The sequence below is a fragment of the Candidatus Pelagibacter sp. HIMB1483 genome (genome assembly GCF_052048135.1).
GTDB lineage: Bacteria > Pseudomonadota > Alphaproteobacteria > Pelagibacterales > Pelagibacteraceae > Pelagibacter.
Genome location: NZ_JBNAIM010000002.1, coordinates 214795 through 241610, shown reverse-complemented (window position 1 = coordinate 241610; position 26816 = coordinate 214795). Strand labels below are relative to the sequence as shown.

At 27.5% G+C, this 26816-nt stretch carries 27 protein-coding genes; 11 read left to right on the top strand and 16 right to left on the bottom strand.

From position 1 onward, the window contains the following. Positions 1-59 precede the first annotated feature (59 nt). Positions 60-359, top strand: coding sequence for a DUF1330 domain-containing protein (locus tag ACTTAV_RS01940; protein ID WP_440669829.1), 300 nt, complete (start codon positions 60-62; stop codon positions 357-359). On the opposite strand, the gene ACTTAV_RS01935 is transcribed toward ACTTAV_RS01940, so the two are convergent. Together ACTTAV_RS01935 and ACTTAV_RS01930 are read right to left on the bottom strand one after the other, a co-directional pair. Further along, positions 346-981: a DNA-3-methyladenine glycosylase family protein gene (locus tag ACTTAV_RS01935; protein ID WP_440669828.1), complete on the bottom strand. Its 636-nt coding sequence runs from the start codon at positions 979-981 to the stop codon at positions 346-348. The two genes, ACTTAV_RS01940 and ACTTAV_RS01935, sit on opposite strands and share 14 nt — an antisense overlap. Beyond that, positions 974-1858, bottom strand: a complete 885-nt coding sequence (locus ACTTAV_RS01930) for a DMT family transporter (protein ID WP_440669827.1) — start codon at positions 1856-1858, stop codon at positions 974-976. The genes ACTTAV_RS01935 and ACTTAV_RS01930 overlap by 8 nt, the downstream gene beginning before the upstream one ends. A 35-nt stretch (positions 1859-1893) precedes the next feature. On the opposite strand from ACTTAV_RS01930, the gene msrA reads away from it, so the two are divergent. From msrA to ACTTAV_RS01910, 4 genes are read left to right on the top strand one after another with little or no spacing between them, the layout of a single operon-like run. Next, entirely contained in the window at positions 1894-2337 is a 444-nt protein-coding gene (gene msrA / locus ACTTAV_RS01925; RefSeq protein ID WP_440669826.1) for a peptide-methionine (S)-S-oxide reductase MsrA, read from the top strand. 2 nt (positions 2338-2339) lie between these two features. Then, positions 2340-3155 (top strand): sulfurtransferase, encoded by an 816-nt coding sequence (locus ACTTAV_RS01920; RefSeq protein WP_440669824.1) that lies wholly within the window; start codon positions 2340-2342, stop codon positions 3153-3155. Between the two features lie 6 nt (positions 3156-3161). Next, the gene (locus ACTTAV_RS01915) at positions 3162-4031 is read left to right on the top strand and encodes an efflux RND transporter periplasmic adaptor subunit (protein WP_440669823.1); all 870 of its coding nucleotides are present in this window, start codon (positions 3162-3164) and stop codon (positions 4029-4031) included. Next, positions 4032-7160 carry an efflux RND transporter permease subunit gene (locus ACTTAV_RS01910; RefSeq protein WP_440669821.1) on the top strand — a complete coding sequence of 1043 codons (3129 nt, stop codon included), beginning with the start codon at positions 4032-4034 and terminating at the stop codon, positions 7158-7160. It abuts the gene before it with no gap. Here ACTTAV_RS01910 and ACTTAV_RS01905 read toward each other — a convergent pair. After that, positions 7150-7749 carry a transglycosylase SLT domain-containing protein gene (locus ACTTAV_RS01905; RefSeq protein WP_440669820.1) on the bottom strand — a complete coding sequence of 200 codons (600 nt, stop codon included), beginning with the start codon at positions 7747-7749 and terminating at the stop codon, positions 7150-7152. The two genes, ACTTAV_RS01910 and ACTTAV_RS01905, sit on opposite strands and share 11 nt — an antisense overlap. Continuing rightward, complete coding sequence (locus ACTTAV_RS01900; RefSeq protein ID WP_440669818.1) at positions 7730-8131, bottom strand: hypothetical protein; 402 nt, start codon at positions 8129-8131, stop codon at positions 7730-7732. Before ACTTAV_RS01900 ends, ACTTAV_RS01905 begins: the two co-directional genes overlap by 20 nt. A gap of 44 nt (positions 8132-8175) precedes the next feature. On the opposite strand from ACTTAV_RS01900, the gene ACTTAV_RS01895 reads away from it, so the two are divergent. Next, the gene (locus ACTTAV_RS01895; RefSeq protein ID WP_440669816.1) at positions 8176-8889 is read left to right on the top strand and encodes a 2,3-bisphosphoglycerate-dependent phosphoglycerate mutase; all 714 of its coding nucleotides are present in this window, start codon (positions 8176-8178) and stop codon (positions 8887-8889) included. Here the strand turns inward: ACTTAV_RS01895 and ACTTAV_RS01890 are convergent. The 7 genes from ACTTAV_RS01890 to polA are packed head-to-tail and all read right to left on the bottom strand — an operon-like array spanning position 8867 to position 17342. Next, positions 8867-9556 (bottom strand): sugar phosphate nucleotidyltransferase, encoded by a 690-nt coding sequence (locus ACTTAV_RS01890; RefSeq protein WP_440669815.1) that lies wholly within the window; start codon positions 9554-9556, stop codon positions 8867-8869. The two genes, ACTTAV_RS01895 and ACTTAV_RS01890, sit on opposite strands and share 23 nt — an antisense overlap. After that, a complete protein-coding gene (locus ACTTAV_RS01885; protein WP_440669813.1) occupies positions 9553-10491 on the bottom strand; it encodes a phosphotransferase in 939 nt (312 codons plus the stop codon). Before ACTTAV_RS01885 ends, ACTTAV_RS01890 begins: the two co-directional genes overlap by 4 nt. A gap of 6 nt (positions 10492-10497) precedes the next feature. Next, positions 10498-10953 carry a tRNA (adenosine(37)-N6)-threonylcarbamoyltransferase complex ATPase subunit type 1 TsaE gene (tsaE, locus tag ACTTAV_RS01880; protein ID WP_440669812.1) on the bottom strand — a complete coding sequence of 152 codons (456 nt, stop codon included), beginning with the start codon at positions 10951-10953 and terminating at the stop codon, positions 10498-10500. After that, on the bottom strand, positions 10937-12223 hold the full coding sequence (ahcY, locus tag ACTTAV_RS01875) for an adenosylhomocysteinase (RefSeq protein ID WP_440669811.1): 1287 nt from the start codon (positions 12221-12223) through the stop codon (positions 10937-10939). The genes tsaE and ahcY overlap by 17 nt, the downstream gene beginning before the upstream one ends. 45 nt (positions 12224-12268) lie before the next feature. After that, complete coding sequence (locus tag ACTTAV_RS01870; protein WP_440669810.1) at positions 12269-13810, bottom strand: ATP-binding protein; 1542 nt, start codon at positions 13808-13810, stop codon at positions 12269-12271. Beyond that, positions 13810-14517 (bottom strand): response regulator, encoded by a 708-nt coding sequence (locus ACTTAV_RS01865; protein WP_440669808.1) that lies wholly within the window; start codon positions 14515-14517, stop codon positions 13810-13812. The genes ACTTAV_RS01870 and ACTTAV_RS01865 overlap by 1 nt, the downstream gene beginning before the upstream one ends. A 50-nt stretch (positions 14518-14567) precedes the next feature. After that, on the bottom strand, positions 14568-17342 hold the full coding sequence (polA, locus tag ACTTAV_RS01860) for a DNA polymerase I (protein ID WP_440669807.1): 2775 nt from the start codon (positions 17340-17342) through the stop codon (positions 14568-14570). Positions 17343-17388: 46 nt separating this feature from the next. Here polA and ACTTAV_RS01855 point away from each other — a divergent pair, with 46 nt between their 5' ends. Next, positions 17389-17940, top strand: coding sequence for a biotin transporter BioY (locus tag ACTTAV_RS01855; protein WP_440669806.1), 552 nt, complete (start codon positions 17389-17391; stop codon positions 17938-17940). On the opposite strand, the gene ACTTAV_RS01850 is transcribed toward ACTTAV_RS01855, so the two are convergent. Next, the gene (locus ACTTAV_RS01850) at positions 17933-18496 is read right to left on the bottom strand and encodes an ActR/PrrA/RegA family redox response regulator transcription factor (RefSeq protein WP_440671022.1); all 564 of its coding nucleotides are present in this window, start codon (positions 18494-18496) and stop codon (positions 17933-17935) included. The genes ACTTAV_RS01855 and ACTTAV_RS01850 overlap by 8 nt on opposite strands. Before the next feature lie 152 nt (positions 18497-18648). Between ACTTAV_RS01850 and ACTTAV_RS01845 the strand changes: the two genes are divergently transcribed. From ACTTAV_RS01845 to speB, 3 genes are read left to right on the top strand one after another with little or no spacing between them, the layout of a single operon-like run. Further along, positions 18649-19833, top strand: a complete 1185-nt coding sequence (locus ACTTAV_RS01845) for a type III PLP-dependent enzyme (RefSeq protein ID WP_440669805.1) — start codon at positions 18649-18651, stop codon at positions 19831-19833. Continuing rightward, positions 19833-20876, top strand: coding sequence for a 1,9-bis(guanidino)-5-aza-nonane synthase (locus ACTTAV_RS01840; RefSeq protein WP_440669804.1), 1044 nt, complete (start codon positions 19833-19835; stop codon positions 20874-20876). Before ACTTAV_RS01845 ends, ACTTAV_RS01840 begins: the two co-directional genes overlap by 1 nt. Positions 20877-20880: 4 nt before the next feature. Next, positions 20881-21756 (top strand): agmatinase, encoded by an 876-nt coding sequence (gene speB / locus ACTTAV_RS01835; protein ID WP_440671020.1) that lies wholly within the window; start codon positions 20881-20883, stop codon positions 21754-21756. Between the two features lie 2 nt (positions 21757-21758). On the opposite strand, the gene ACTTAV_RS01830 is transcribed toward speB, so the two are convergent. The 4 genes from ACTTAV_RS01830 to ACTTAV_RS01815 are packed head-to-tail and all read right to left on the bottom strand — an operon-like array spanning position 21759 to position 25288. After that, positions 21759-22307: a queuosine precursor transporter gene (locus ACTTAV_RS01830; RefSeq protein WP_440669802.1), complete on the bottom strand. Its 549-nt coding sequence runs from the start codon at positions 22305-22307 to the stop codon at positions 21759-21761. After that, on the bottom strand, positions 22307-22621 hold the full coding sequence (rpmB, locus tag ACTTAV_RS01825; protein WP_440669801.1) for a 50S ribosomal protein L28: 315 nt from the start codon (positions 22619-22621) through the stop codon (positions 22307-22309). The genes ACTTAV_RS01830 and rpmB overlap by 1 nt, the downstream gene beginning before the upstream one ends. Positions 22622-22673: 52 nt before the next feature. After that, a complete protein-coding gene (locus tag ACTTAV_RS01820) occupies positions 22674-23726 on the bottom strand; it encodes a quinone-dependent dihydroorotate dehydrogenase (protein WP_440669800.1) in 1053 nt (350 codons plus the stop codon). Next, positions 23726-25288: a lysine--tRNA ligase gene (locus tag ACTTAV_RS01815; protein ID WP_440669799.1), complete on the bottom strand. Its 1563-nt coding sequence runs from the start codon at positions 25286-25288 to the stop codon at positions 23726-23728. The genes ACTTAV_RS01820 and ACTTAV_RS01815 overlap by 1 nt, the downstream gene beginning before the upstream one ends. 88 nt (positions 25289-25376) lie before the next feature. On the opposite strand from ACTTAV_RS01815, the gene ACTTAV_RS01810 reads away from it, so the two are divergent. Next, complete coding sequence (locus tag ACTTAV_RS01810; RefSeq protein WP_440669798.1) at positions 25377-26816, top strand: TrkH family potassium uptake protein; 1440 nt, start codon at positions 25377-25379, stop codon at positions 26814-26816.

Below are 26816 nucleotides of genomic sequence, written 5' to 3'. Positions count from 1 at the left end.
ATTCTGTTTTATTCGATATAAATAGTAAATTTTATAACTAATTAAAATAAAAAATATTAATGAAAAAAGCTTATTGGATAAGTTTATATTTAGAAGTAAACAATCAAGAAAACCTAAAAAAGTACGCTGAAACAGTAACACCCATAATCAAAGGTTATGGTGGAAAGCCTTTAGTAAGAGGTGGCAATCATCAAACTTTTGAAGGAGATGATTTTGTAAGAACTGTAATTTGGGAGTTTCCAAGTTATGAACAAGCTTTAAAATGTCATAAGTCAAAAGAATATCAAGCAGGTTGGGATCTAGCTAAAGACACTACAAGAAGGCACATGCAAATCGTTGAGGGATTTAGTACTGAATAGGTTCAGGATCAATACTTCTCCAAAGATACCATGTGGCTACCGAACAATAAGGTGAAAACCTTTTTCTTAAAAAATTTACGAACTTTTCTGGAGGTAAATATTTTTTTTTATAATTTTTTGAAATTGCTCTCAAAAGACCAATATCTTGAACTGGCCAAATATTAGACCTGTTGTAAGTAAATAATAAAATCATTTCTGCTGACCACCTTCCTATTTGTCTTAATTTTGATAAATATATTATTGCCTCTTCATCATTCATTTTACTTATAAGTTTTGGATTGAAGGATTTATTAAGAATTACCTTTGATAAACTTTTGATGCCTAAAACTTTTTGTCGACTAAGACCACAACTTTTTAATTGAGAGGAGCTTAATTTTGAAACTATTTTTGCATTAATTTTACCATTGCATTTTTTTTTAAATTTTAAAAAAACAGAATTAGCCGCAGCAACACTAATTTGTTGTCCTATTATGCTTTTACATAAAGAAAAGAAAACATCTCTTCTTGATGTTAAAATAATTTCAGAAGGACTTTGATAACTTTTAATTAATTTATACATTATACGATCTTTTTTAGATAAGTACTTTTTTGCCTTATCCCAATATTTTGGAACTTTAGTCATTGATTGTTTTAGAAGTAATAATTTTTTTATTATAAATTTCTCTTCTAAAAATTATCAGTGTTGAAATAATTACTAATAAAGCACCAGCTAATGTTTTAATTGTAGGTATTTCCCCCCAAATGAGATATCCAAAAATTATCGCAAAAACTAACGCTAAATACTTTAAAGGAGTTACTAGAGAAACTTCAGAAAATTTATAAGACTGACTCAACCATAAATTTGCAACTCCACCAAAAATTCCAATTAAAGATAGTAAAAGAAGATGATTAAAGCTAGGCATAACCCAACCTTGTGGAATTGTAAAAAAACTCAATAAAGTAATCGATAATGAAAAATAAAAAGAAATTAACCAAACAGGTTCTGTTGATGATAGTTGTCTAATAGTTATTGCTACATAAGAAAGCCCTAAACAAAATATTATCGGAAATATATAGTAGATATTTAATTCACTTATTCCTGGTTCTGTAATTATTAAAATACCTATAAAACCTACAATCACTGCAAGCCATCTAAAAATTCCTACTTTTTCGCTTAATAAAAAAATTGAAAAAATAGTTGTAAATATTGGTGCAGCAAAAGAAATACTTACTACTGTAGCTAATGGTAGTTCTCTTAATGCTATAAATATTGCTACTAATGCAATTAATCCTGAGGCACATCTTAAAAAATGTAAACCTGGTCTTTTTGTTATATAAAAATTATGAAGTCTGTCCCTTGGTATAATAAAAAAATAAAAAATAATTCCAAAAAAACCTCTGAAAAATAAAACTTGTCCCAGTGGATAGTCAACTGACCATTTTACAATTACATCCATTAGTGAAAATGCACAAATAGACATAAACATGTACAAAAAACCCAATTGATTTTTACTAAGCATATGAATAATTTGTAAATTAATTTAAATCATAATCAATGGAAATAGCAGTTTTAGCTCTTGGATGTTTTTGGGGACCCGAAATCAAATTTAGCAAAATTGATGGTATTATTAAAACTGAAGTTGGTTATTGTGGTGGCAATAGCTCTACAACAACCTATAAAGAAGTTTGTACTGGCACAACCAATCATGCAGAAGTAGTCAAACTTGATTTTGACGAGAAAATTATTTCCTATGAAAAAATTTTAAATATTTTTTTTGATATCCATGACCCGACTACTCTTAATTCTCAAGGGCCTGATTTTGGAACACAGTATAGAAGTGAAATATTCTATTTGAATGATGAACAAAAAAAAATTGCTGAAAAAGTTTTAAACAAAGTGAATAAAGAATTATCTGGTAAAGTAGTCACTAAAATTTCATTAATAAAAAATTACTGTCCAGCTGAAGAATATCACCAAAAATATTTAGAAAAAAGATAATTATGTCTTTAATTGAAACTGAGTGGTTAGAAAAAAATTTAGATAATGTAAAAATTATTGATTGCTCTTGGCACATGCCTCAGACTGAACGAGATGGTTACGAAGAATATAAATCACAACATATTCCAAATGCTATTTTTTTTGATTTAGATAATAATTCTAAAAAAAATACTAATCTACCTCACATGCTAGTCAATAAAAGAGATTGGGAAAAAATCGTATCAGGAATGGGTATCAACAAAAATGATAAAATAGTTGTATATGACAACTCTGATGTAATTAGCTCATGTCGTTGTTGGTTTAATTTTGTTTATTTTGGCCATGATCCAAAATTAATTCATGTTTTAAATGGTGGTTTAAATAAGTGGTTAAAAGAAAAAAGAGTTATAACAAAAGATATATCTCACATTGAAAAATCAAATTATAAAAGTTTTGAAAAAAAAGAATTGGTCAAAGACAAATATTCAATATATCAAAATATAAAATCAAAAAAATTTAAAGTAATTGATGCTAGAAGCAAAGATAGATTTTTAGGGAACGTTCCAGAACCTAGGAAAGGATTAAGAAGTGGAAAAATAGAAAATTCTTTTTGTATTCCATTTAGTTATTGTATTAATAACGACAAAACATTTAAGAGTAAAAAAGAACTAGAAAAAATTTTTCTATCTTGTTTAGAAAATATAAATGAAAAAAATATAGTTTTTTCGTGTGGTTCTGGCGTTACAGCATGCGTTTTGGCACTAGCATATTCTTTAATAAATGATAAATATCAGCCTAGTATTTATGACGGTTCTTGGTCTGAATACGGTATAATTTAAATCGACATGAAAAGATCAACTAAAATTACTTCTATAGTTCTTATATTTTTCTTAATTATTGCAATTGTAATAGTTGGAAGAACAATGATTGGAAATCATTTTAAAAAAAAATTTAGTAAAAGACCACCTCCAGGAATCATAGTAACTGAAGTTATTAAAAAAGAATTCTCAGATAGAATAGATACTTTTGGTACTGCAATTTCAAAAAAGTCAGAAACATTTAAAATTAGAAAAGAAGATCTTTTCGAAGAATTAAAGTTAAAAAACTTTGTTAAAAAAGGAGAAATTTTAATTAAATTAAAAAGTGGAAATATAATAGCTCCTTTTAGTGGAGTTCTTGGATACACTGGTCTTACTGAGGATATTTTAATATCAAATAATATTTTTATTATCACACTTGATGATAACTCAATTATTTATTCTGATATAAAAATTCCAGAAAATTATTCTGCATCAATAAAAAAAGGTTTGCCAGTCGAAGTTAGGTTATCAAGCTTAAAGGACAAAATTTTTTTAGGAGAGGTTGATTTTGTTTCAAGCAGAATAAACGCAGATACAAGAAGCTTATTATCACGTATTAAAATTGCTAATACAGATTTAGAATTAATCTCAGGATCTTTATTGGAAGTAAGTGTCAAATTTAATCTAAGAAATTCATTAAGTGTTCCTGATACTAGCGTCATGGTAGAAGGAGACAAATCCTTTGTTTATAAAATTAATGAAGAAAATATAGCTAACAAAACTGAAGTTAAAACTGGATTAAGAGCTAATAAAAATATCGAGATAATTTCTGGACTTAATGAGGGAGATATTATTGTGGCTGAAGGTTTAAAAAAAGTCCGTCCTAGAGGAAAAATAAAACCAATTAATAAATAAATGTTTATTACTGAATTAAGTATTAAAAGACCAGCTGTTTCATGGGTAATGTCCCTAATATTGATTGTTTTTGGTTTATTTGTTTTTTGGAAATTGCCAGTTCGAGAATTACCTAATGGTATCCAGCCCCCTGTTGTTCAAGTACAAATAAACTATAAATCTGCATCTGCTTCAATAGTGGATCAAGAAGTTACTCAGGTTGTTGAAGATGTAATTGGTGGTGCTGAAGGAATAAAAAATATTGATTCTAAATCTGAAAATGGAAGAAGCACAATAAACGTCGAGTTTGATACTAGCATTAATCTTGATAATGCAGCTAACGACATTAGAGAAAGAGTTGCGAGAGTAGTTGATAATCTACCATCTGAGTCTGATCCTCCTCAAATTCTCAAAAGAGCTGCAGGATTTACAACTACAATGTGGCTATCTTTGTCATCCTCTACTTGGAGTGATCTTGAGTTAGGAGATTATGCCGAGAGATATTTAGTGGATCAGTTTTCAAGTATTAAAAATGTTGGAAGAATATTGGTTGGAGGTTTAAGAGAGCTAAGTATTAGAGTTTGGGTTGATCCAATTAAACTTGCTGCAAATGATCTAACTATAAAAGAAGTTGAATTAGCTATGCGAGGAGAAAATATTAGTCTACCTGCGGGAACTCTTGAAGCAGATAATATTGATCTAACACTTAATTTGGATAAGTCGTATAATGATATAAATTCAATCAAACAACTCCCAATTAAAAAAACTGCTAATAAAGTTATTTTATTATCTGATATTGCTAATATAGAATTTGGTCCTGTTTCTGAAAAAACTTTATTTAAATCTCAAACTAAAGATCAAGTAAACTTGAAAACAGTTGGAATTGGGATTTATGCAAGAAGTGGAGCATCAACTGTTGAACTTTCAGATGATATTAAGAAAAAAATAATTGAAGTTAAAAAAACCTTACCAGATGGACTTGATTTAAGAGTCTCTTTTAACAGAGCTAACTATGTGGAAGCTGCTATTGAAGAAGTATACAAAACTCTCCTAATAGCATTTATTTTAGTTGTACTAATAATCTATTTGTTCTTAGGAAATCTTAAAGCAGTAATTGTACCTGCTATTGCTCTACCTGTTAGCTTAATTGCATCATTTTTAGGTCTTTATATTTTTGGTTTATCAATAAATATTTTTGTACTTTTAAGTTTTATTTTAGCAATAGGAATTATTACTGATGACTCTGTGATAATGACTGATGCAATTTATAGAAGAATAGAAAATGGTGAAACACCACTGGTTGCTGCATATAAAGGTTCTAAACAAATTTCATTTGCAATTATAGCAACTACACTAATTTTGGTAGCAGTTTTTCTACCATTAATTTTTATTGAAGGTATTTCTGGTACACTATTTAGAGAAACAGCAATTGCATTATCATTTTCAATTGTTGTTTCCTCTTTTGTGGCATTAACTTTATCTCCAATGCTTGCAAGTAAATTTCTGAACAAAAGAACATCTAAAAGAGTTTTGATTAAAAAATTTGAAAATATTTTTTTAAGTTTTGCTAATTTTTATAAAGAAACTTTAGAGATTGTTATTTATAAAACTAAAACTATAAGTTTGTTTATTGTTTTAATTATTATATCTTCAGTTTTATTATTTAGTTTTTCAAAAAAAGAACTTCTTCCTCAAGAAGACCGTGGTGCATATTTGATAATTGGTTCTACTGATGAAGGAAGTTCTTTTGAGTATACTCAAGAACAAGCCCAAAAAGTTGAGGCAAGATTGATACCACTTCTGCAAGCCGAAGATAGTCCATACTCTAGATTTATAATGAGAGTACCAGGTTTTGGTAGCTCAGCTAATTCTTATAATAGTTTTATAATTATTGCCTTATTGGATGATTGGAAAAACAGAAAGAAAGGTCAAGAAGTAGTTTTGAGAGAAGCTATTGGTAAAATAGTTACTTTACCTCAAGCGTTAGCTTTTCCAATATCTCCCCAATCAATAAGAGTCTCGAATTACAACAAGCCAGTTCAAATGGTTGTTTATGGAAGTACGTATGAAGAACTTGAAGAAATTCAATCAAAAGTAATAAGAAAACTTAGATCTAATAGAAATCTTTCCAGAATTGAATCTGATTACAATCGAAATAAACCAGAAGTAAAACTAATAATTGATCAAATTAAAGCTAAGGATTTAGGTGTTTCAACAAGGTCAATAGGTGAAACTTTAGAAACTCTTTATGGGGGAAAAAGAATTACTACATTTAATAGATTAGGCAAAGAGTACCCTATCATTGTTCAACAATATTTGTCAGATAGAAGGAATAAAGAAGGGATTTCAAAAATATATGTACGTTCTGAAACTAATGGAAAACTTATTTCTTTAGCTAATTTAGTAAATTTTAAAGAGGAAGGTACTGCAAAAGAGCTTGCTAGATATAATAGACAAAGAGCTATAACAATTTCTGCTAATATTAGTGAAAGCTATACTTTGACAGAAGCAATCAAATTTTTTGAACAAGTTATGTCTGATGAAGCACCAGAAAATCAAATTACCTGGAAAGGTAAATCTGAAGAAATTAAAGAAACAAGTAATGAATTATTTATAATTTTTGTATTAGCTCTGCTTACATCTTATCTTGTGATGGCAGCCACATTTAATTCATTTGTTCATCCTTTTATAATTTTTTTAACAGTACCATTAGCAATTTTTGGAGGGCTGGTATTTATTTTATTTTTAAATAGCTCTGTAAATATTTTTTCTCAAATAGCTTTGATAATACTAATTGGGATCTCAACCAAAAATAGTATTTTAATTGTTGATTATGCAAATCAAATTAGAACTATGGGAAAAAATATAGACATAGCGGTTAAAGAGGCTTGTTCAGTTAGATTTAGACCAATTATAATGACATCTCTAAGTACTATGATAGCGATGATGCCATTAGTAATAGGTAATATTGGACCTGGTGCTGGTGAGGGCTCAAGATTAGCAGTTGGATCAACCATATTAGGAGGAATGATTATTTCCACTTTCTTTACATTGTATGTTACACCATCAATGTATTTAGCTTTAGCAAAAAATACTAAACGAATTGATACTATAGATTTAGAATTAAAAAGAGAGTTATCTAAAAAATAATATACTTTTTCTTATTAAGTAAATTTCTACAATTAAATAACTGTTTTTTGTAAATATTTGATTGCTTTTCTACTTTTTTTGCAAGTTTAATTACTTTTTTATTAATTTTATAATTTTTATAATTTCCCCACCCTTCATGATATGCAATATATTGTTTAAAAGCATCTTTTTTAGAAATTTTTAAAATAGACTCAGTTTTATTTGTATACCATCCAATAAAGTCTACGCTATCTTTAAATCTGACTCTAGTAGCTAAATTATTTCCTGTTTCTTTTTTATATTGCTCCCAAGTTCCTTTAACTGCTTGAGAATATCCAAATGAACTTGACGGTCGCTTATAAGGAATGACTTTAAAAATTTTCTGTCTTGCTGGTTTTGCCAACCAATCAAAGTCGGATTCCATCTTAATTATAGCAAGTTGTATATAAATAGGAGTACCCCATTTTTGTTCAACTTTTTTAGTATGTTTGTACCAAAGATATCTTTCATCAAAAATTTGACAACTGTTGGCTGTATTTGACGGAATCGATGAACATCCAGTAAATAAAAAAAAAATTAAAATTATTAAATTATTTTTTAAATACTCCATATTTATATATAAGATTGTGAATAAAAATTACAACAATCACAGCTAATAAATTTCCAAACAAGTCTGACCATTGAAAACTTCTCTCAGGTATTATTAAATGTAAAATTTCAAGTAAAATTGATGATAAAATTAGATAAATTATTAAAATTTTTAAATCTTTTTTTTTTTTTGAATACGTGAAAAACCCTACTATTGAAATAATCAAAAATGCATAAAAATGATTCGAAGAAATTATAGCTAAATCTGGAGTAATTTGAGGCTGTCTTTTACAGTCATCTAAGAAAATACAACCAAAGATACTTCCTGGAAAAAGGTATAAAAAAATTAAACATACATTTATAAAATAAAAAATAACTTTATATTTAAAAAAAAATTTTATCATTTATTTAAGTGATTTAATTATAAATATATTTTAAAAATTATGATATGAGTTTTTTAATATTAGTTAGACATGGTCAAAGTGTTTGGAATTTAGAAAAAAGATTTACTGGATGGGTTGATGTTGATCTAACAGAAAAAGGTAAATTAGAGGCTGAAAAAGCTGGTTTATTAATTAAAAAAAAAAATATTCAAATTGATTTTTATTACTCATCTCTTCAATTAAGAGCAAATAACACTTTAAAGATAATACAAAAAATCATTAATGATGAGAAGTTGTTTACAAAATCTTGGCAACTTAATGAAAGACATTATGGCGCTCTCACAGGTTTAAATAAAATTGAAATGAGTGAAAAACTTGGCAAAGACAAAGTTTATGAATTTCGAAGATCCTGGGATATTAAACCAGACCCATTGAGTAAAAATAGTCCATATCATCCAATAAATATTGGAACATATAAAAATTTATCGCAAAATTTTATTCCTGACACAGAATCACTCAAGGATACTTATGCAAGAGTTGTTGAATATTTCGAAAAAGAAATTAAAGAAAAATTGGTCAATCAAAATATTTTAATTTCTGCACATGGAAACTCTATAAGAGCTTTATGTAAATATTTATTTAAATTAGATAATAATCAAATATCTGATTTGGAAATTCCAACCGGAAACCCTTTATTAATTGAATTTGATGAAAAATCTGAAATAAAGAGTTGTGAGTACCTTGATAAAGAAAGAGCTAAAAATCTTTTAGTTTTTTAAAAATCTCTAAATTTGTTAAGTGATAAAACTTATTAAAACTTTCAAAACCATTTAATTGTTTTTTATTTAACAATTCATTCCATACTTCAGATATTGAAAAATTATAAACTTTATATTTTTTAAAGAGATTTTTATTTAAAATTTGACAACCAATATAAATAAAATCTTTATTTAAATTTTTACTAAGTAAATTATCTTTTAATTGAAAATCCCCTTTAAGATTTTTATCATAGCTTAAATTCTTGTTTGTAACCAAAAGAATATTACTTAATTGATTTGAATAATAAAAATTTTGCAGTTGATTTATCTCATTTATATAGTTTTCTTTCCACAAAGTATCAGGATTAAAAACTAAATAATCATCATCTTGAGAATTACTGATCATATTCAAAATCCCACCTCCAGTATTGAGGATTTCTGTGCCATCCTCTACTATTCTGATATCCGCAGAAAATTTTTTATCATTCAAAAAGTTTTTAATTTGTTCACTTAAATGAAAGGTATTTAAAATAATTTTTTTTATTCCTAAACTTAAAATCATATTAATACAATTTTCTAACATTGTTACATTGTTTACTTTTAAAAGTGGTTTAGGTGTTGATAGAGTTATTGGGTTTAGCCTCTTTCCATATCCAGCACATAATATTAAGGCAGTTTTGATTTTCATAATTTTCTCTTTAAATTTTTACTTAAAAGATTTTTTAAATCTAGAAACAACTCATTTTCATGAATTCTTAAATCAATTAACTTCCAAGCATAAGGTATTAACTTTAAGTAATTTTTTTTATTATCTCTATGTGCAAGACGCATAAATATGCCAATTATTTTTAAATTTCTAAGAATGGATAATATTTCAAAATCGTTTTTAAACTTATAAGTATTCAAGTTACTCTGTTTACTTAAATAAAAATTAAAAATTTTTTTTTTAAACGAGTTTGAAGTTTTTAATCTTACATCATCAATTAAAGATGCCAAATCATATGCCTTGTTTCCAATTAAAGCATCCTGACTATCAATTAAACCTATCTTATCACCAACTAACATTAAATTAGAGACATGAAAATCTCTATGTACAAATACGTTATTTTTTAATTGTAAATTGAATGCTAATTTTTTTACAATTTTTTTAAATTTTTTCGTAAATATTTCTCTCTTTTTTTTAGATAATTTTTTTTTTATATACCAATCACAAAATAAATTTGCTTCTTTAACCAATATATTAGTATTATATTTTGGAATTTTATAGTTCCTTTTTTTAAAATTTTTTATTTTCGTGTCTTTGATTAATTGTATTTGATTTAGTATTTTAATAATTCTTTTGAAATAATGAAATTTATCATTTTTATTTCTTTTTAAAATTTCAAAAATTGTTTCGTTGCCAAAATCTTCTATTTCAATATAATTTTTTTTATAATTTTCTTTGTATAAATTTGGTGCTAAAATTTTATTTTTTCTCAAAATTTTATTTATAGCATCATAAATTATTAAATTTTTTAATTTTTCTTTTTTTGCAAAAACTATAATAGAGCTTAAATTTTTATTTTTTTTTCTATAAAATTGTCTAAAGGATGCGTCTCCTTTTAATTTTTTTAAATTTTTCATTTAAAATTACAAATTTATACCTTTTATTTGTACAGATCTTTGTTGGTGATTTTCATCATATTTAAAAACTAACTCTATCAAATTTTTAGGTTTTTTATTAATTATTTGTGGCCATTCAACTAAAGTAATTGAATTTAACCTGTCATCAAATAAATCTAAATTTCTAATTTCATTCAATGATTTGATTCTAAATAAATCAAAATGATTAATCTTGGTTTGTTTAATTTCATATTCATTTATTAAATTAAAAGTTGGGCTAGTAACTTCGGTCATCTTTAAGTTATTTACTCTTTGAAAACCATTTATCAAATATCTGACAAATGTTGTTTTGCCTACTCCTATTTCACCGTATAAAAAAACTACATCTCCAAGTGTTAATTTATCTATAAATTTATTTGCTAATTCTTCTGTTTTTTTTTCTGTAGATAAAATTATTTTATCATTACTAGTAGCGATAGGCATTAGGTTTAAAAGGCCCTTCTACTCCTACACTAATATAGTCTGCTTGTTCTTTGGATAGCTTTGTTAATTTAGCACCAACTTTTTTAAGATGAAGAGTAGCAACTTTTTCATCAAGATGTTTTGGCAATACGTATACTTTGTTTTCATAATTTTTGTGATTATTCCAAAGTTCTATCTGCGCAATAACTTGATTCGTAAATGAAGCACTCATAACAAAACTTGGATGCCCTGTTGCACATCCCAAATTAACTAATCTTCCTTCAGCCAAAAGAATTATTCTTTTTTTACTAGGGAGTTCGATTTCATGTACTTGTGGTTTGACCTCACTCCATTTATAATTTTTTAGAGCTTCAACTTGAATTTCATTGTCAAAATGACCAATATTACATAGTATGGCTCTATCCTTCATATTTCTCATATGATCAGCAGTGACGATATCTTTATTGCCAGTAGCTGTTACAACAATATCAGCTTTACTAATTGCTTCATCCATTAAAACAACTTCATAACCTTCCATTGCTGCTTGTAATGCACAAATAGGATCTGCCTCAGTAACCATAACACGCGCTCCACTTTGTCTTAAAGACGCTGCACTACCTTTTCCAACGTCACCAAATCCTGCTACAATCGCAATTTTACCCGACATCATCACATCAGTTGCTCTTCGAATTCCATCAACTAAACTCTCTCTACACCCATAAAGATTATCAAATTTTGATTTTGTAACTGAATCATTTACATTAATTGCTGGCACTAGAAGCAAATTATCTTTTTCCATTTTATTTAATGCCTTAATTCCAGTTGTAGTTTCCTCTGACACACCTCTTACATCTTTTAATAAACCTTTATATTCATTGTGCATTATTGCAGTTAGATCACCTCCATCATCTAAAAGCATATTTGGTTTCCAATCTTTTTTACCAACTATTGTTTGTTTTATACACCAAAGGTATTCTTCTTCTGTTTCACCTTTCCATGCATAAACAGGTATTCCTGCTTTAGCTATAGCAGCTGCAGCATGATCTTGAGTTGAAAAAATATTACAAGATGACCATCTCACTTCAGCACCTAAATCAACCAATGTCTCAATTAGTACTGCTGTCTGGATTGTCATATGAAGGCATCCAATAATTTTTGCTCCTTTTAATGGAGACTTACCAGAATATTCTTCTCTTAATGCCATTAGGCCTGGCATTTCACTTTCTGCAATCGAAATTTCTTTTCGACCAAATTCTGCTAAAGAAATATCTTTTACTTTATAATCTTCCATGGACGGACTTCTAGCAATAAAGGATTAATTAATCAATAGAACTCTTTAAACTCTAGGAAATACTATTTCCATACTCGCTCCTTTTTTATCTGACCTGTTAGAAGCACTTATTGTTGCATTATGCAAATCAACTAAATTTTTTACAATATTTAGACCAAGCCCAGAATGTTGTCCAAATTTATCTGGTCTATTACTATAGAATCTTTTGAATATTCTGCTTGTATCTTTTTCTTTAAAACCTTGGCCTTCATCTAATATTTTAACTGACACACCATTATTATTTGATACTGAGACTTTAACCAAAACATCTTTATTATCTTCACTAAATGATATTGAATTATCTAAAAGATTGGCAATTATCTGTTCAATTCTATTTTCTATTCCATTTATAAAATATCTTTTTTTTCCATCATTTAAATATGAAATTTTTATCCCTCTTTTTAATTTATAAATATTATTAAAATCATCTACAACAGATTTAATAATTGGCTCTATATCTATTTTCTTTATCTTTTCTTTACTTAGAGCAACCTCATCTTTGAGCATTTGAGAGTAATCTGTGATTAATCTTTCAATTCTCTGAACATCATGGCTCAAAATATCAATTAATTTTACTCGTTGATCTATATCATTTGTGTCATGTAAAATTTCAGAAGCACTTTTTAAAGAAGCTAAAGGATTTCGTATCTCATGAACCAAATCAGTTGAAAAATTTTCAGCCTGTGAAATTCTTTTTTGTAACTCAAAAGTCATTTCATCTAAAGACTTCGAAAGTAAACCTAACTCATCATTTCTTATTTTTAAAGAATCTATGTTGGTTTTTTTTGTATCTTTATTTCTTATATTTTTCGTATAACTAACTAAATTTTTTATTGGCTTAAGAAAGTATCTATTTAAAACAAATGAAAATATTAATATTACTATTCCAACTGCGATTGCAGTCCTAATAATAAATGTTTTTCTCTCATCAATTGCAGCTTTAACATCATTTGCATTTTCAGTAATAGCCAAATACCCAATATTTTTCCCATCCCTTGTTACATTTTTGATTGTAGATAATTTGAACTTATTAAATTCTTCTTGAATAAATGTGAAATGAAGTCCAAAATTTTTTGATGAAGCATAATTTATCAACACATCATTTAAGGATATAACATTTTTATCGCCAACAGCTATATTTTTACTCTCAGTAATTTCTTTAGTTTTTTCATCACTTAAAATCTCTAACTCTACAGTGTCTAGTCTTTTTGAAAATGATCTTGGGTCTAGATCAAGTGTATCTGAGTCTCCAACAAGATTTAATTTATCATCAAAAAATATTACCCTATCAAGATTTTGAAAAAGAAATCTTGTTGAAAACAAAAATTTTCTAATATCTTCTTCAACAAATTTAACGTTTAATCTGTTTAAATTATCAACTGTATTATTAATTACCTCTATATGAATTGATGATTTTTTCTTTATTAAGTTTGGTTGTACATTTTTAAGATAAATAAATGTAAATAATCCAATTATTGTAAAAAATATTAAATTTAAAAATAAAAATTTTTTTAAAATAGATAAATTTTTAAGAAAGTTACCAAACATTAGCTAACATTCCACCTATACCCACTCCCATATCTTGTCTCTATAGCTGAAAAGTCTGGATCAACTTTTTTAAATTTTTTTCTAATCCTTTTAACATGACTATCAATAGTTCTGTCTTCTATATCAGTATCTTCTCTGTAAGCTATATCCATTAATTGAGCTCTTTCTTTTATAATTCCTGGCCTTTTAGCTAATTCTTTTACTAACAAAAATTCAGTAGTTGTAAGTTTATCTGGTAATTGTTTACCATTCCATTCACATTCTAATTGTGACGGATCTAATTTTAATTTACCATGAGATATAATGCTCTTATTTTCTTCTAAAATTTCTTTCGAATCTTTTTTTCGAAGCTGAACTCTTATTCTCTCTATTAATACTTTAATTGAAAAGCCTCCTGATTTTTTAACAAAATCATCTGCACCTAATTTTAACCCAAGCAATTCATCAATTTCATCATCTTTGGAAGTTAAGAATATAACTGGTAAAGAAGTTTTTTTTCTTAATTTCTTAAGTAATTCCTCACCATCCATTTTTGGCATTTTAATATCTACTATTGCAAGATCAGGAGGGGTTCTGGTTAAACCAATTAAAGCACTTTCACCATCAATATAAGTTTGAACTTTGAAACCTTCTTTTTCTAAAGCTATACTTAAGCTTGTTAATATGTTTCTATCATCATCAACTAAAGCAATTGTTTGTTTATGCATAACTTTATATAAAAATACTAAATTGTTCTAATTTGGGCAAATGAATTTAATTAGTGGAGTGTCCCCCAATTTTCACCTGTATTCAAATCTACTGTTAAAGGTATTGAAAAGGAATGCTGGTCGCTTTTTGCAACACTTGTCATTTCATTAATTATGATTTCACTGATTCTTTTTGCTTCATCTTTAGGTGTTTCGAAAATTAGCTCATCGTGGATTTGTAAAAGCATTTTAGTTTTATCATTTTTCTCGTCACTTAATTTTCTGTAGAGTCTTATCATAGCTAGTCTCATGATTTCTGCTGCTGACCCTTGAATTGGAGCATTTATCGCAGCTCTTTCTTGAAAATTTCGAACATTATAATTTTTGTCATTTATGTTAATAAAATGAGATCTTCTACCAAATATATTATTAACGTATCCACTCTTTCTGCAAAATTTTATCGTTTGCTCCATATAAACTTTAATCTCAGGAAATTTAGCAAAATATGCATTTAAGAATTCTTCAGCTTCATAGTTCGAAACATTTATTTGTTTTGCTAATCCATATTGAGAAATTCCATAAATAATTCCAAAATTAATTGCCTTGGCTTTTCTTCTTTGATCTTGATTTACCTTTTTTATATCAACATTAAAAATTTGGCTTGCTGTGAGTGAATGTATATCTTCATTGTTTTTAAAAGCTTTTTTTAATTCCTTAACATCTGCTAGGTCTGCTAAAATTCTCATTTCAATTTGATTGTAATCAGCAGAAATTAAAACATTATCTTTTTCTGCTATAAAAGCTTTACGAATATCTTTTCCATCCTCTGATTTAATTGGAATATTTTGCAAATTAGGATCACTTGATGCCAATCTACCAGTGTTAGTAGCTGCTAATAAAAAAGAAGTATGCACTCTATTGGTATTAGGGTTAATATGTTCTGGTAAGGAGTCTGAATAAGTATTTTTAAGTTTTGACAATTGTCTCCAGTCTAAAACCAATTGTGGAAATTTGTGTCCTTTAAAAGCAAGATCCTCTAAAACTGCAGCACTTGTAGCAAAACTTCCTTTTTTTGTTCTCTTCAAATCTGCTATTTTAAGATCATTATATAATATTTCTCCTAATTGTTTCGGTGAAGCAATATTAAATTCTTTTTTTGATATTTTAAAAACTTCTTTTTGAATTTTTTCAATTTTTTTTTCAAATTTTGAAGATAATACTTTTAAAAATTTATTATCTATTTTTACTCCCTCCATTTCCATTAAAGCTAAAATTTTTAACATCGGTTTTTCAAAACTTTCATAAATATTTATTAATTTTTCCTGCTTTAAACTTTTATGAAATTTTTTGTATAATCTATAAGTAACGTCAGCATCTTCAGCAGCATAATCTTTTGCTTTTTCAACATCTACATCTCTAAAATTTATTTCTTTTTTCCCAGATCCAACTAAATCTTTAAACGCAATAGTTTTATGATTTAAATGAATTTCCGACAATGTATCCATATTATGTCTATTTTTACCTGCATCGAGCACATAAGACATGAGCATCGTATCTTCCATTGATGTCATATTAATTCCATGCTTAAAAAATACTATAAAATCAAATTTAATATTTTGACCTATTTTTTTAATACTAGAATCTTCAAGAATAGGTTTTAATTTTTTTAATACTAAATCTTTACTTAAAGATTTTTTTGAGTCGTGTCCTATAGGAATATAACAAGCTTTACCAATTTTTGAACTTAATGAAACACCAATTAAACTAGCTTGGTGAGGGTCTAGTGAGTCAGTTTCTGTGTCAACTGCAATTTCACCAACTTGTTCAGCATCTTTAATCCATTTATCGATTTGTTTTAAGTCTGAAATTAAATGATAATCATTTTTTGTGATTGCTTTTTGACTTTCAACAGTTTTATCTTCACTTTTATGACTGCTTAGATTTGGTTCTCCATAAGCTGAAATTGCAGAACTTAATAGTCTATTAAATTCCATTTCTCTTAGAAATTTATAAAGTTTATCTTTATCTACTTGCTTTAATGCAAAATCATTTAAATCTTGATTAACAGGTGCATCATTTTTTAATGTAACTAATTTTTTACTTATTAAAGCTTTATCTTTATTTTCAATAAGCGTCTCTCTTCTTTTATTTTGTTTTATTTCATGTGCAGATTTTAAAAGTGTTTCTAAATTACCATATTTGTTAATTAGTTCTGCGGCAGTTTTTACTCCAATTCCTGGAACACCAGGAACATTATCACTGCTATCTCCAGCTAAAGCCTGAACATCTATTACCTTACTTGGATCAACTCCAAATTTTTTATGTACATCTTCTTCAGAAATAAATTTATTTTTCATTGGATCATAAATACGAACATTTTTTCTGTATAACTGCATTAAATCTTTGTCAGAAGATACTATTGTCACTTTAGCTCCTCCTTTTAAAATTTTATCTACATAAGTTGCTATTAAATCATCTGCTTCATAATTAATTAATTCAACAGAGGGTAAATTGAATGCTAAAACAGATTTTCTTATATATTCAAATTGTGGAGCTAAATCGTCTGGTGCTTCTGACCTATTGGCTTTGTAATCACTATAAATTTCATTTCTGAATGTCTTTCTAGCTGAGTCAAAAATTACAGCAAAATGTGTTGGTTTTTGTAAATTCTGATTTGATTTAGAGTCTTCTAGTAATTTAAAAAGCATACTACAAAATCCACTCACAGCTCCTGTTGGTAGTCCATCACTTTTTCTTGTTAAAGGGGGAAGCGCATAATATGCTCTAAATATATAACCAGATCCATCTATTAGATAAAAATGATCTGTTTTTTGAATTTTGCTCATTATAAATTAATATAGATTATTAAAAAAATAAGAGTATTATTATTTTATGGAACTTACTAAAAACTTTATTAACAATTCAAAAATAATTAGATCTACTATATTTGTATTGATTGGCTCTGCTTTACTGGCTATTTCGTCTAAAATACAAACTCCATTTACACCAGTACCTGCAACCATGCAAACTTTTGTGGTAATGTTTCTTGGTATAGTTTTAGGATATAAATTAGCAACTTTGACGGTAATTATATATTTAATTGAGGGTTCTTTTGGTTTGCCAGTTTTTGCAAAAGGTGGTGGAATAGGATATTTATTCGGACCAACGGGAGGTTACTTAATTGGTTTTATTTTTACAGCATTTTTTGCAGGTCATATAAATGATAAAAAAGATCCAATAGTAGTATTTTTGTATTTATTATTTTCAGTAAGTATAATTTATGTTCTTGGATTAGGTGGGTTATGGAATTATATGGGTTTAGATAAAAATTTTAATGAAATTTTTTTGGTTGGAGCTAAACCATTTTTATTAATAGAAATATATAAAATATTGATACTCACAGTATTATCTAAACAGCTATTTAAAATTAGAAAATTTATTTAGGTGATCTTTTAGACAATATTCTTTGCAAAGTTCTTCTATGCATTTTAAGCCTTCTGGCAGTTTCAGAAACATTTCTATTACAAAGTTCAAACACTCTATGTATATGTTCCCACTTAACTCTATCTGCTGACATTGGATTTTCTGGTGGAGCAGCCTTTTTTGCTGGATCAGCTAAAAGAGCTTTCTCAACGTCATCTGCATCTGCAGGTTTAGCCAAATAGTCGATTGCACCCTCTTTTATTGCTGCAACCGCAGTTGGGATATTTCCATATCCAGTTAACATTATAATTCTACTATTTGAATTAGAAGATTGAATTTCTTTAACAACCTCTAAACCATTGCCATCAGCAAGTCTTAGATCAACTACAGCGAATCCTAGTTTTTTTGCTCTTACTGTATCAATCCCTTTTTTCACACCCTCAGCTTGAATTACCTCAAATCCTTTTTTTTCCATAGCTCTGGCCAATCTTTCTCTAAATGGATTATCATCATCCACTATAAGTAAGGATTTATTATTAAAATCAGCTAAATTTTGTAGTTGTCCTTCATTTTTCATAGCACTTATATGGCCATTTTTTTCCACAATTCAATAGGTCATTATTTGCTTTACATTGAATAACTATTGAATTAACTGCTCGAATTATGAAAGTTTTTTTAAAATAAAAAGACTTTTTTTTTGTTAAATTTTTTTTTGGGGGGCATTATAAAATGCAAAAATTTAAGTCAGTTGAAGATTTAGTAAATCAACTGAGACCAGACAAACCGGTATACTGTATAAGGAAGAAATCAATTCTTTCTGCGTCAAATTTTTTTCAAAAAAAGTTTCCTGGAAAAATATTATACGCTGTGAAAACTAACCCACATCCAGAGGTGATCAGAACTTTATTAAAAAGTGGTATAAATCAATTTGATGTTGCTTCAATAGAAGAAATTAAATCAGTTAAAAAATTTGATCAAACAGCCAAATGTTCATTTATGCATACTATTAAAAGTAGAGAAAGTATTAGTGAGGCATATTTCAAATATGGAGTTAAGACTTTTGCTTTAGACACAAAAGATGAGTTAATTAAAATTATTGAAAGTACTGGAAACGCCAAAGATCTAGAATTGTTTGTAAGAGTTGCAGTATCTAATGAACATGCAGAAATTGATTTATCTAAAAAATTTGGTGCTTTAAATTCTGAGGCTGCTGGATTATTAAGATTAGTTAAACAACATTCAAAAAAAATTGGTTTAAGTTTTCATGTTGGTTCTCAATGTATGCATCCAATTTCATATGCAAAAGGAATTTCAGAAATTGCAAATATTATAAAAAAAACAAAAATTATTCCAGATTATATAAATGTAGGAGGAGGTTTTCCTACAATTTATCCTGATTTAGTTCCGCCATCCTTAGATAGTTATTTTGATGAAATCAAAAAAGGATTTGAAAATTTAAAGATTGATAATTTACCTGAAATTATTTGTGAACCTGGTAGAGCTTTGGTTGCTGAAAGTGGTTCAACAATTGTTAGAGTAAATTTAAGAAAAAAACAGAAACTTTATATTAATGATGGAACTTATGGAACGCTTTTTGATGCGGGTACACCAAATATTGTTTTTCCATCTAAGATGATTAAAGATAATTCAAACAAAATTATCTCAAAGAAATTAACAGCCTTTGATTTTTATGGTCCAACTTGTGATAGCATGGATTATATGAAGGGTCCTTTTCTTCTACCAAACAATATTAGAGAAAATGATTATATTGAACTAGGTCAACTTGGGTCATATGGGCTAACTTTTAGAACACAATTTAATGGTTTTTATTCTAATGAAATTTATGAAGTAGAAGATAGTCCAATCATGAGCTTATATGATAAAGACATCAATAAAGCTACTTTAGTTGCTTAATGTCAAAAAATAAAAATTTAGGCCACAATAGTAAAAAAGATTTGCTTAAAAACCCAGTTGAACACATCGATATAACATCATTTGACACTCGTAAGATTATTTCATCTATGGAAAAAATGTCTTTTGTTTCAAGAGAAACTGCTAATGCTGCAAATATTTATAATGAAATGCTAAAAGATAAGGAGTGTACCATCTTCTTAACCTTAGCTGGGTCTACTTCTGCAGCTGGATGTATGAATATTTATAAGGATCTTGTTAAATATAATATGGTAGATGCTGTTGTTGCAACTGGTGCATCCATCATTGACATGGATTTTTTTGAAGCATTAGGATTTAAACATTATCAAGGATCTCAGTTTCAAGATGACACTGAACTTAGGAAAAACTACATTGATAGAATTTACGACACATATATTGATGAAGATCAATTACAAATCTGTGATAAGAAAATCTGTGAAATTGCCGATAACTTAGAGCCTAGAAGTTATACTTCAAGAGAATTTATCTTAGAAATAGGAAAATATCTGAAAAAAAATTCTGTAAAAAAAGACTCTCTAATTGAAACAGCTTATGACAATAATGTTCCGATATTCTGTCCAGCATTTACTGACTCGAGTGCTGGATTTGGCTTAGTTATTCATCAAGAAAAAAATCCTAAAAATCATATTACAATTGACTCAATTAAAGAATTTAGAGAATTAACTGAAATAAAAATTAGATCAAAAGGTTCTGGCCTTTTTATGATTGGTGGTGGTGTACCAAAGAATTTTATTCAAGATACTGTAATATGCGCTGAACTTTTAGGTAAAGAAGTTGATATGCATAAATATGCTGTACAAATCACTGTTGCAGACTCAAGAGATGGAGCTTGTAGTAGCTCTACCTTAAAAGAAGCAAGCTCTTGGGGCAAAGTTGATGTAACAAAAGAACAAATGGTTTTTGCTGAAGCAACAAGTGTATTACCATTGATTGCTAGTGATGCTTATCACAAGGGTGAATGGAAAAAAAGAGATAGAAAAAACTTTACAAAAATTTTTGGATAAAAAATTGCAATATCTTTCTAACAAAAATGGTTTTCTAGGAATTGATAACAAATTCAATTTCAAGGAAAAAGTTATTATAGTTCCTTTTGGTTTGGAAAAAACTGTAAGTTATGGTGGTGGTACAAAAAATGGTCCTAAAGAAATAATCAAAGCATCACATCAAGTTGAATTGTATGATGAAGAACTAAATTGTGAGCCATATAAAAAAATTGGGATAAAAACTCTAAAACCATTCAAGATTGACAAAAATATTAAGAAAGCCTTAAAAAAAATAGCCAGTGTAAATAAAGAAATATTAGATAAGAAACTTTTTCCAATGACATTTGGGGGAGAGCATTCAATTACACCAGGATGTATAGTCCCATTTGTAAAAAGATACAAGAAAATATGTCTATTACATTTTGATGCTCACGCAGATTTAAGAGATAGTTATAATGGTGAAAAGTTTTCACACGCATCTGCAATAAGAAGATGCTTGGATTATAAAAATGTGTCACTAATTTCATTTGGAATTAGAAATATTTCTCAAAGTGAAATCCCATTTTTAAAAAAAAATAAATCCAGAATAAATATTTTTTGGGCAAAAGATAAAAACAAGTGGGATTTAAAAAAATTTCAAAAATTAATCAAAAATAAAACTGTATATTTAACTTTTGATGTTGATGGTCTTGACTCAAGCATTATGCCAGCAACAGGAACTCCAGAGCCTGGAGGGCTATTATGGGATGAAACTTTAAATATTTTAAAAATAGCTTCTAAAAACTCCAATATTATTGGTGCTGATATAAATGAGTTAGCGCCAATACAAGGATTTAACTCATATAATTTTTTAGTAGCAAAACTCGCTTACAAAATATTATCGTACAAATTTCTTTGCTAAATTTATATTGGCCTAAATGTTTTCAAAAGTAATCTAAATGGGATAAGCATTAGCAATGCTACTAAAATCTTAACACCAAGATCTCCTAATGATAATGTAATCCATGGTACATCAGTTGCATAAAATGCAATCGAAAAAAATAAAAATGTATCTATTGTTGAACCAATTATTGATGAAGTAAGTGGTGCTACAAACCATTGTTTTTTTCTTAATTTATCAAAAATCTGAACATCTAAAAGTTGTGCAACTAAAAAGGCTGATCCAGAACCTATTGCAATTCTTATAGAAATATAATCTGCAAAATCTGTGGAAAATATAATGGTAAAGCTAACGCCTAAAAAAAAACCAAAATATACAATTTTTCTAGCAATCATTTTACCAAAAGATCTATTTGCTAAATCAGTTATCAAAAATGCGATAGGATAACTTAATGCACCATATGTTAAAATTTTATTTAAACCATAATAATTAATAGGAAATTGAACTAAATAATTTGAAGATAAAACAACAACTCCCATCAGAAATGAGAGAGAGAGAAATGATTTATTCATTAAGCAGTTTTAGATTGAACTATTTTTTTTTGAAAAGGAGATTTAATTAGCAAACTTTTTTTTAATTTTTTTAATCTTGGAGATAAATTTTTATTCTTAACAGTTTTTAAGAACTCATCAAAACTACCTTTTTTATCTACAGATCTTACTCCTGCATTACTAACAGTAAGCTTTAAGCTTCTTTTTAAAAGCTCACTTGTAAACTTAACCTTCTTAAGGTTTGGTAAAAACCTTCTTTTTGTCTTATTGTTAGCGTGACTAACGTTATGACCTTTTAGAGGAATTTTTCCAGTTAATTCACATTTTTTTGACATAATAACAACGACTATATAAGGTGCGATAATGATTGCGTCAAGTTTATAAGATTTAAGATATTGTTTTTTTTCCTATAATTTCAGTAAAATTTTTAACACCATCTTTTAATAACAATTCTTTTAGCTCCTTTTTAATCATGTTAACAATATTTGGGCCTCTATAAACCATACCCGTATAAAGCTGAACATAGCTAGCTCCAGCCAAAATTTTTTTATAAGCACTGATTCCAGAGTCTACCCCTCCAACTCCTATGATCTTTATCTTATTCCCAAGTATATTATAAAATTTATTAATTAAATCTGTAGATTTATCTTCTATAGGTTTACCAGATAAACCACCTTTTTGATGTTTCTGAATATCGTTTAATTTATCTCTAGTTGAGTCAGATGTATTTGAAATAATAACTGCATCAATATAATTGCTTAAAAGAACATCAGAAATTTTTTCTATTTCTTCATTTCTAATATCTGGTGAAACTTTAACTACAATCGGTATTTCTGAACTCAATTTATTTTTTTCTTCTCTAATTGTATTTAATAAAACATCTAATTTTTTTTGATTATGAAGATTTCTTAACTCCTCTGTATTAGGTGAAGAAATATTTATTGTAATATAATCTGCAACTTTATGAAAAGTTCTTAAACATTCAACATAATCTTGAAGTCTGTCTTTTGTATCTTTATTTGGGCCAATATTAACTCCTAACAAACCAATTTTCTGATTTGATAATATCCTATCTAAAATATTTTTTGCACCTAAGTTATTAAATCCTAATCGATTAATTAATGCTTCATCTTCAACTAACCTAAATACTCTAGGCTTAGGATTACCATATTGTTTTAAAGGTGTGACTGTTCCAACCTCCACAAAACCAAAACCAAGTCTAAATAAAGAATTATATACCTCAGCATTTTTATCAAATCCTGCTGCCATACCAATTGGGTTATCTAAATTTTTATTAAATAGTTTTGTTTGAAAAAATGAATTGTCCTCATCTTTGTCTAAAATATTTGGCACAAAATTAAATTTTAAAGATTTTATTGCTAAACTATGGGCTGTCTCAGGATCTAATTTAAAAATTAAAGATCTTATATTTGAAAACATTATTTAATCTTATTTATTATAAGATCTTTAGTTTCTTTAACACCAAAAAAACTTATAAAAAAACCCATCCGAGGCCCGTTTTCAACACCAAAAACAACCTCATAAATTAATTTAAACCATTCTCTCAGATTTTCAGAATATCCATTCTCTTTTCCTGTAGAGTAAATCAATGTTTGGATATCTTCTGGTGCCATTTTATCATTGCAAGACTCTAGTGTTTTTATTAATGCCTCTAATGCTTTTTTTTCTTCTTGATTTGGAGTTTTATATTTTTTTTTAGATTTAATCACATCATTAAAATACTTAATTGCATATCCAACTAGATTATCAAAAATTGGATAATCTTTTTCAGAAATATCTTTTTTATATTTTTTAACAAATTTCCATAAAAGTTTTTTAGTATCTGCATTACTGGTCTCAACAAGATTTAATAACATTGAAAAACTCATTATCATTTTTTCTTTAGGAACTTTACTATTATGTACATGCCATACTGGATTCATTAATAGTTGCAATTCATTTTCCGTTTTAGCTTTTTCTATAAAATCTAGGTATTCATCAACAGCTTTAGGAACTATTTCATTATAAAGTTTTTTAGCTCTTTTAGGATTTTGATACATATATAATGATAAACTTTCAGGAGACGCATAATCTAACCATTGTTCTATGGTAATACCATTTCCTTTTGATTTTGAGATTTTTTCACCTTTTTCATCCAAAAAAAGTTCATAAGCAAAACCTGATGGGTTCGTTTTTCCTATCAATTTTATAATTCTAGTTGATAATATTGCACTCTCAATAAGATCTTTTCCGTACATTTCAAAATCTACATCAAGTGCAAACCATCTCATTGCCCAGTCTACTTTCCACTGAAGCTTGCAGTGTCCATCTAAAATACTAGTTTCTAAATCTTTTCCTTTGTTATCAAATATTATGGTAGATTTTTCTTTTTTTATTTCTTTTACAGGAATCTCTAAAACATGCCCAGTCTCAGGACATATTGGTAAAAATGGACTATAAGTTTTTTGACGTTCCTTTCCTAAAGTAGGCAAAATAATTTGCAATATTCCGTCATAATTTTCTAAAATTATTTGGAGTGTTGAATTAAAAAAACCAGATTTATAAAGTTCAGTAGAACTTTTAAAATTATAATTAAAATTAAATTTATTTAAAAAATTTTTTAACATTTGATTGTTATGCTCTCCAAAACTTTTAAATTTTCCAAAAGGGTCTGGAACTTGCGTTAAAGGCTTATGTAAATTTTTTGTTAATAATTCTTTTTCAGGAACATTATCTGGTACTTTTCTAAGACCATCCATATCATCTGAAAATGTAATAATTTCTGTCGGTAAATCAGTTAAATGTTTTAGAGCATTAACCATCATTGATGTTCTAGCAACTTCACCAAAAGTTCCTATGTGCGGTAGTCCACTGGGTCCGTAACCTGTCTGAAGTATGATTTTACCTTTTTTTTCTATAAAAGATTTTCGTTCTCTAAGCATTTTTTTAGCTTCAACAAAAGGCCAAGAGCTTGTTTTTTCTAAATTTTCTTTCTTAATCATGAATAATACAAATATAATCTAAAATTAACGATCTACTTAATTCTTATAGAGTTGAAATTTATTTACCATAAAATAATGTTCTTTCAAAATGACTAATTATAAAACAGTTTTTTTTACTCTAGGAATTCTTCAAATAATTCTAGGTATTTTTATGCTTGTTCCAATAATTGTACAATTTATTTATGATGAAATAGACTCATCTTTTTTTGGGGCTTCAATTGTAACGATTATTTTTGGTACCTTATTTTTTTTGTCAAACCTAGATCATGAGAAAAAACTAAATTTACAACAGGCATTTTTATTAACCGCATTGTCTTGGTTAAGTATAGCTGTTTTTGGTTCACTTCCTTTTGTATTTTCTGATTTAGAATTTTCAATTACAGATGCATTTTTTGAAAGTATGTCAGGAATTACAACAACTGGATCAACTATAATTTCAAATTTAGAAAGTATGCCAAAAGCTATATTGCTTTGGCGTGCAATTCTTCAATGGCTAGGTGGAATAGGTATTATCATCATGGCTATAACATTAATGCCAATTATGAATGTAGGAGGAATGCAACTTTTTAAAATATCAAATAACGATTCCTCTGAAAAAATTCTTCCTAAATCAAAAGAAATTGCTTTAAGATTGATTTATATCTACTTTGGTCTAACTATTCTTTGTGCAACAACTTACATTGTATTCGGCATGAATATTTTTGATGGCATGACTCATTCAATGACAACTATAGCAACAGGAGGTTTCTCTAACTACAACCAATCAATTGGATTTTTTAATAGTTTGGCAATAGAAACTGCAGCTATGATATTTATAATTTTAGGTAGTATACCTTTTATTATTTATATCAAATTTATAAATGGAAATAGATCTATTTTCACTTCAGATAGTCAAATAAGAACTTTTTTTAAAATCATATTTTTATCCATTATAATTTTATCAATATATCTTGCTTTTAATAATTCAAATTCATTTAACATTAGGACAATTTCTTTTAACGTTGTTTCAATTTTAACAGGTACAGGATATGTAAATGCGCAATTTGATAATTGGGGTAGTTTTCCTTTAGTTTTATTTTTAGCATTAATGTTTATTGGTGGGTGTGCTGGTTCAACAACATGTGGAATAAAGATATTTCGTTTTCAAATTCTTTATTCTTTTGTGATAAACCAACTAAAGAAAATAATTTATCCTAAAGGTATATTTGTATTAAAATATGATAAAAATCCTATAGATAATAAATTTATATCTTCAATAATTTCATTTATTTACATGTATTTAGTAATTTTTTTTCTATTAACAGCATTGTTATCTCTTTCAGGACTTGATTTTGTAACAGCAATCTCTGGTGCAGCAACTTCAATTTCAAATGTAGGTCCAGGTCTTGGTTCTATAATTGGTCCTAATGGAAACTTCTCAACTCTGCCAGATATTTCAAAATGGATTTTAACTTTAGGTATGATTTTAGGAAGACTTGAGTTGTTTGCAATTTTAGTATTGTTTTTACCGTCATTTTGGAGAAACTAA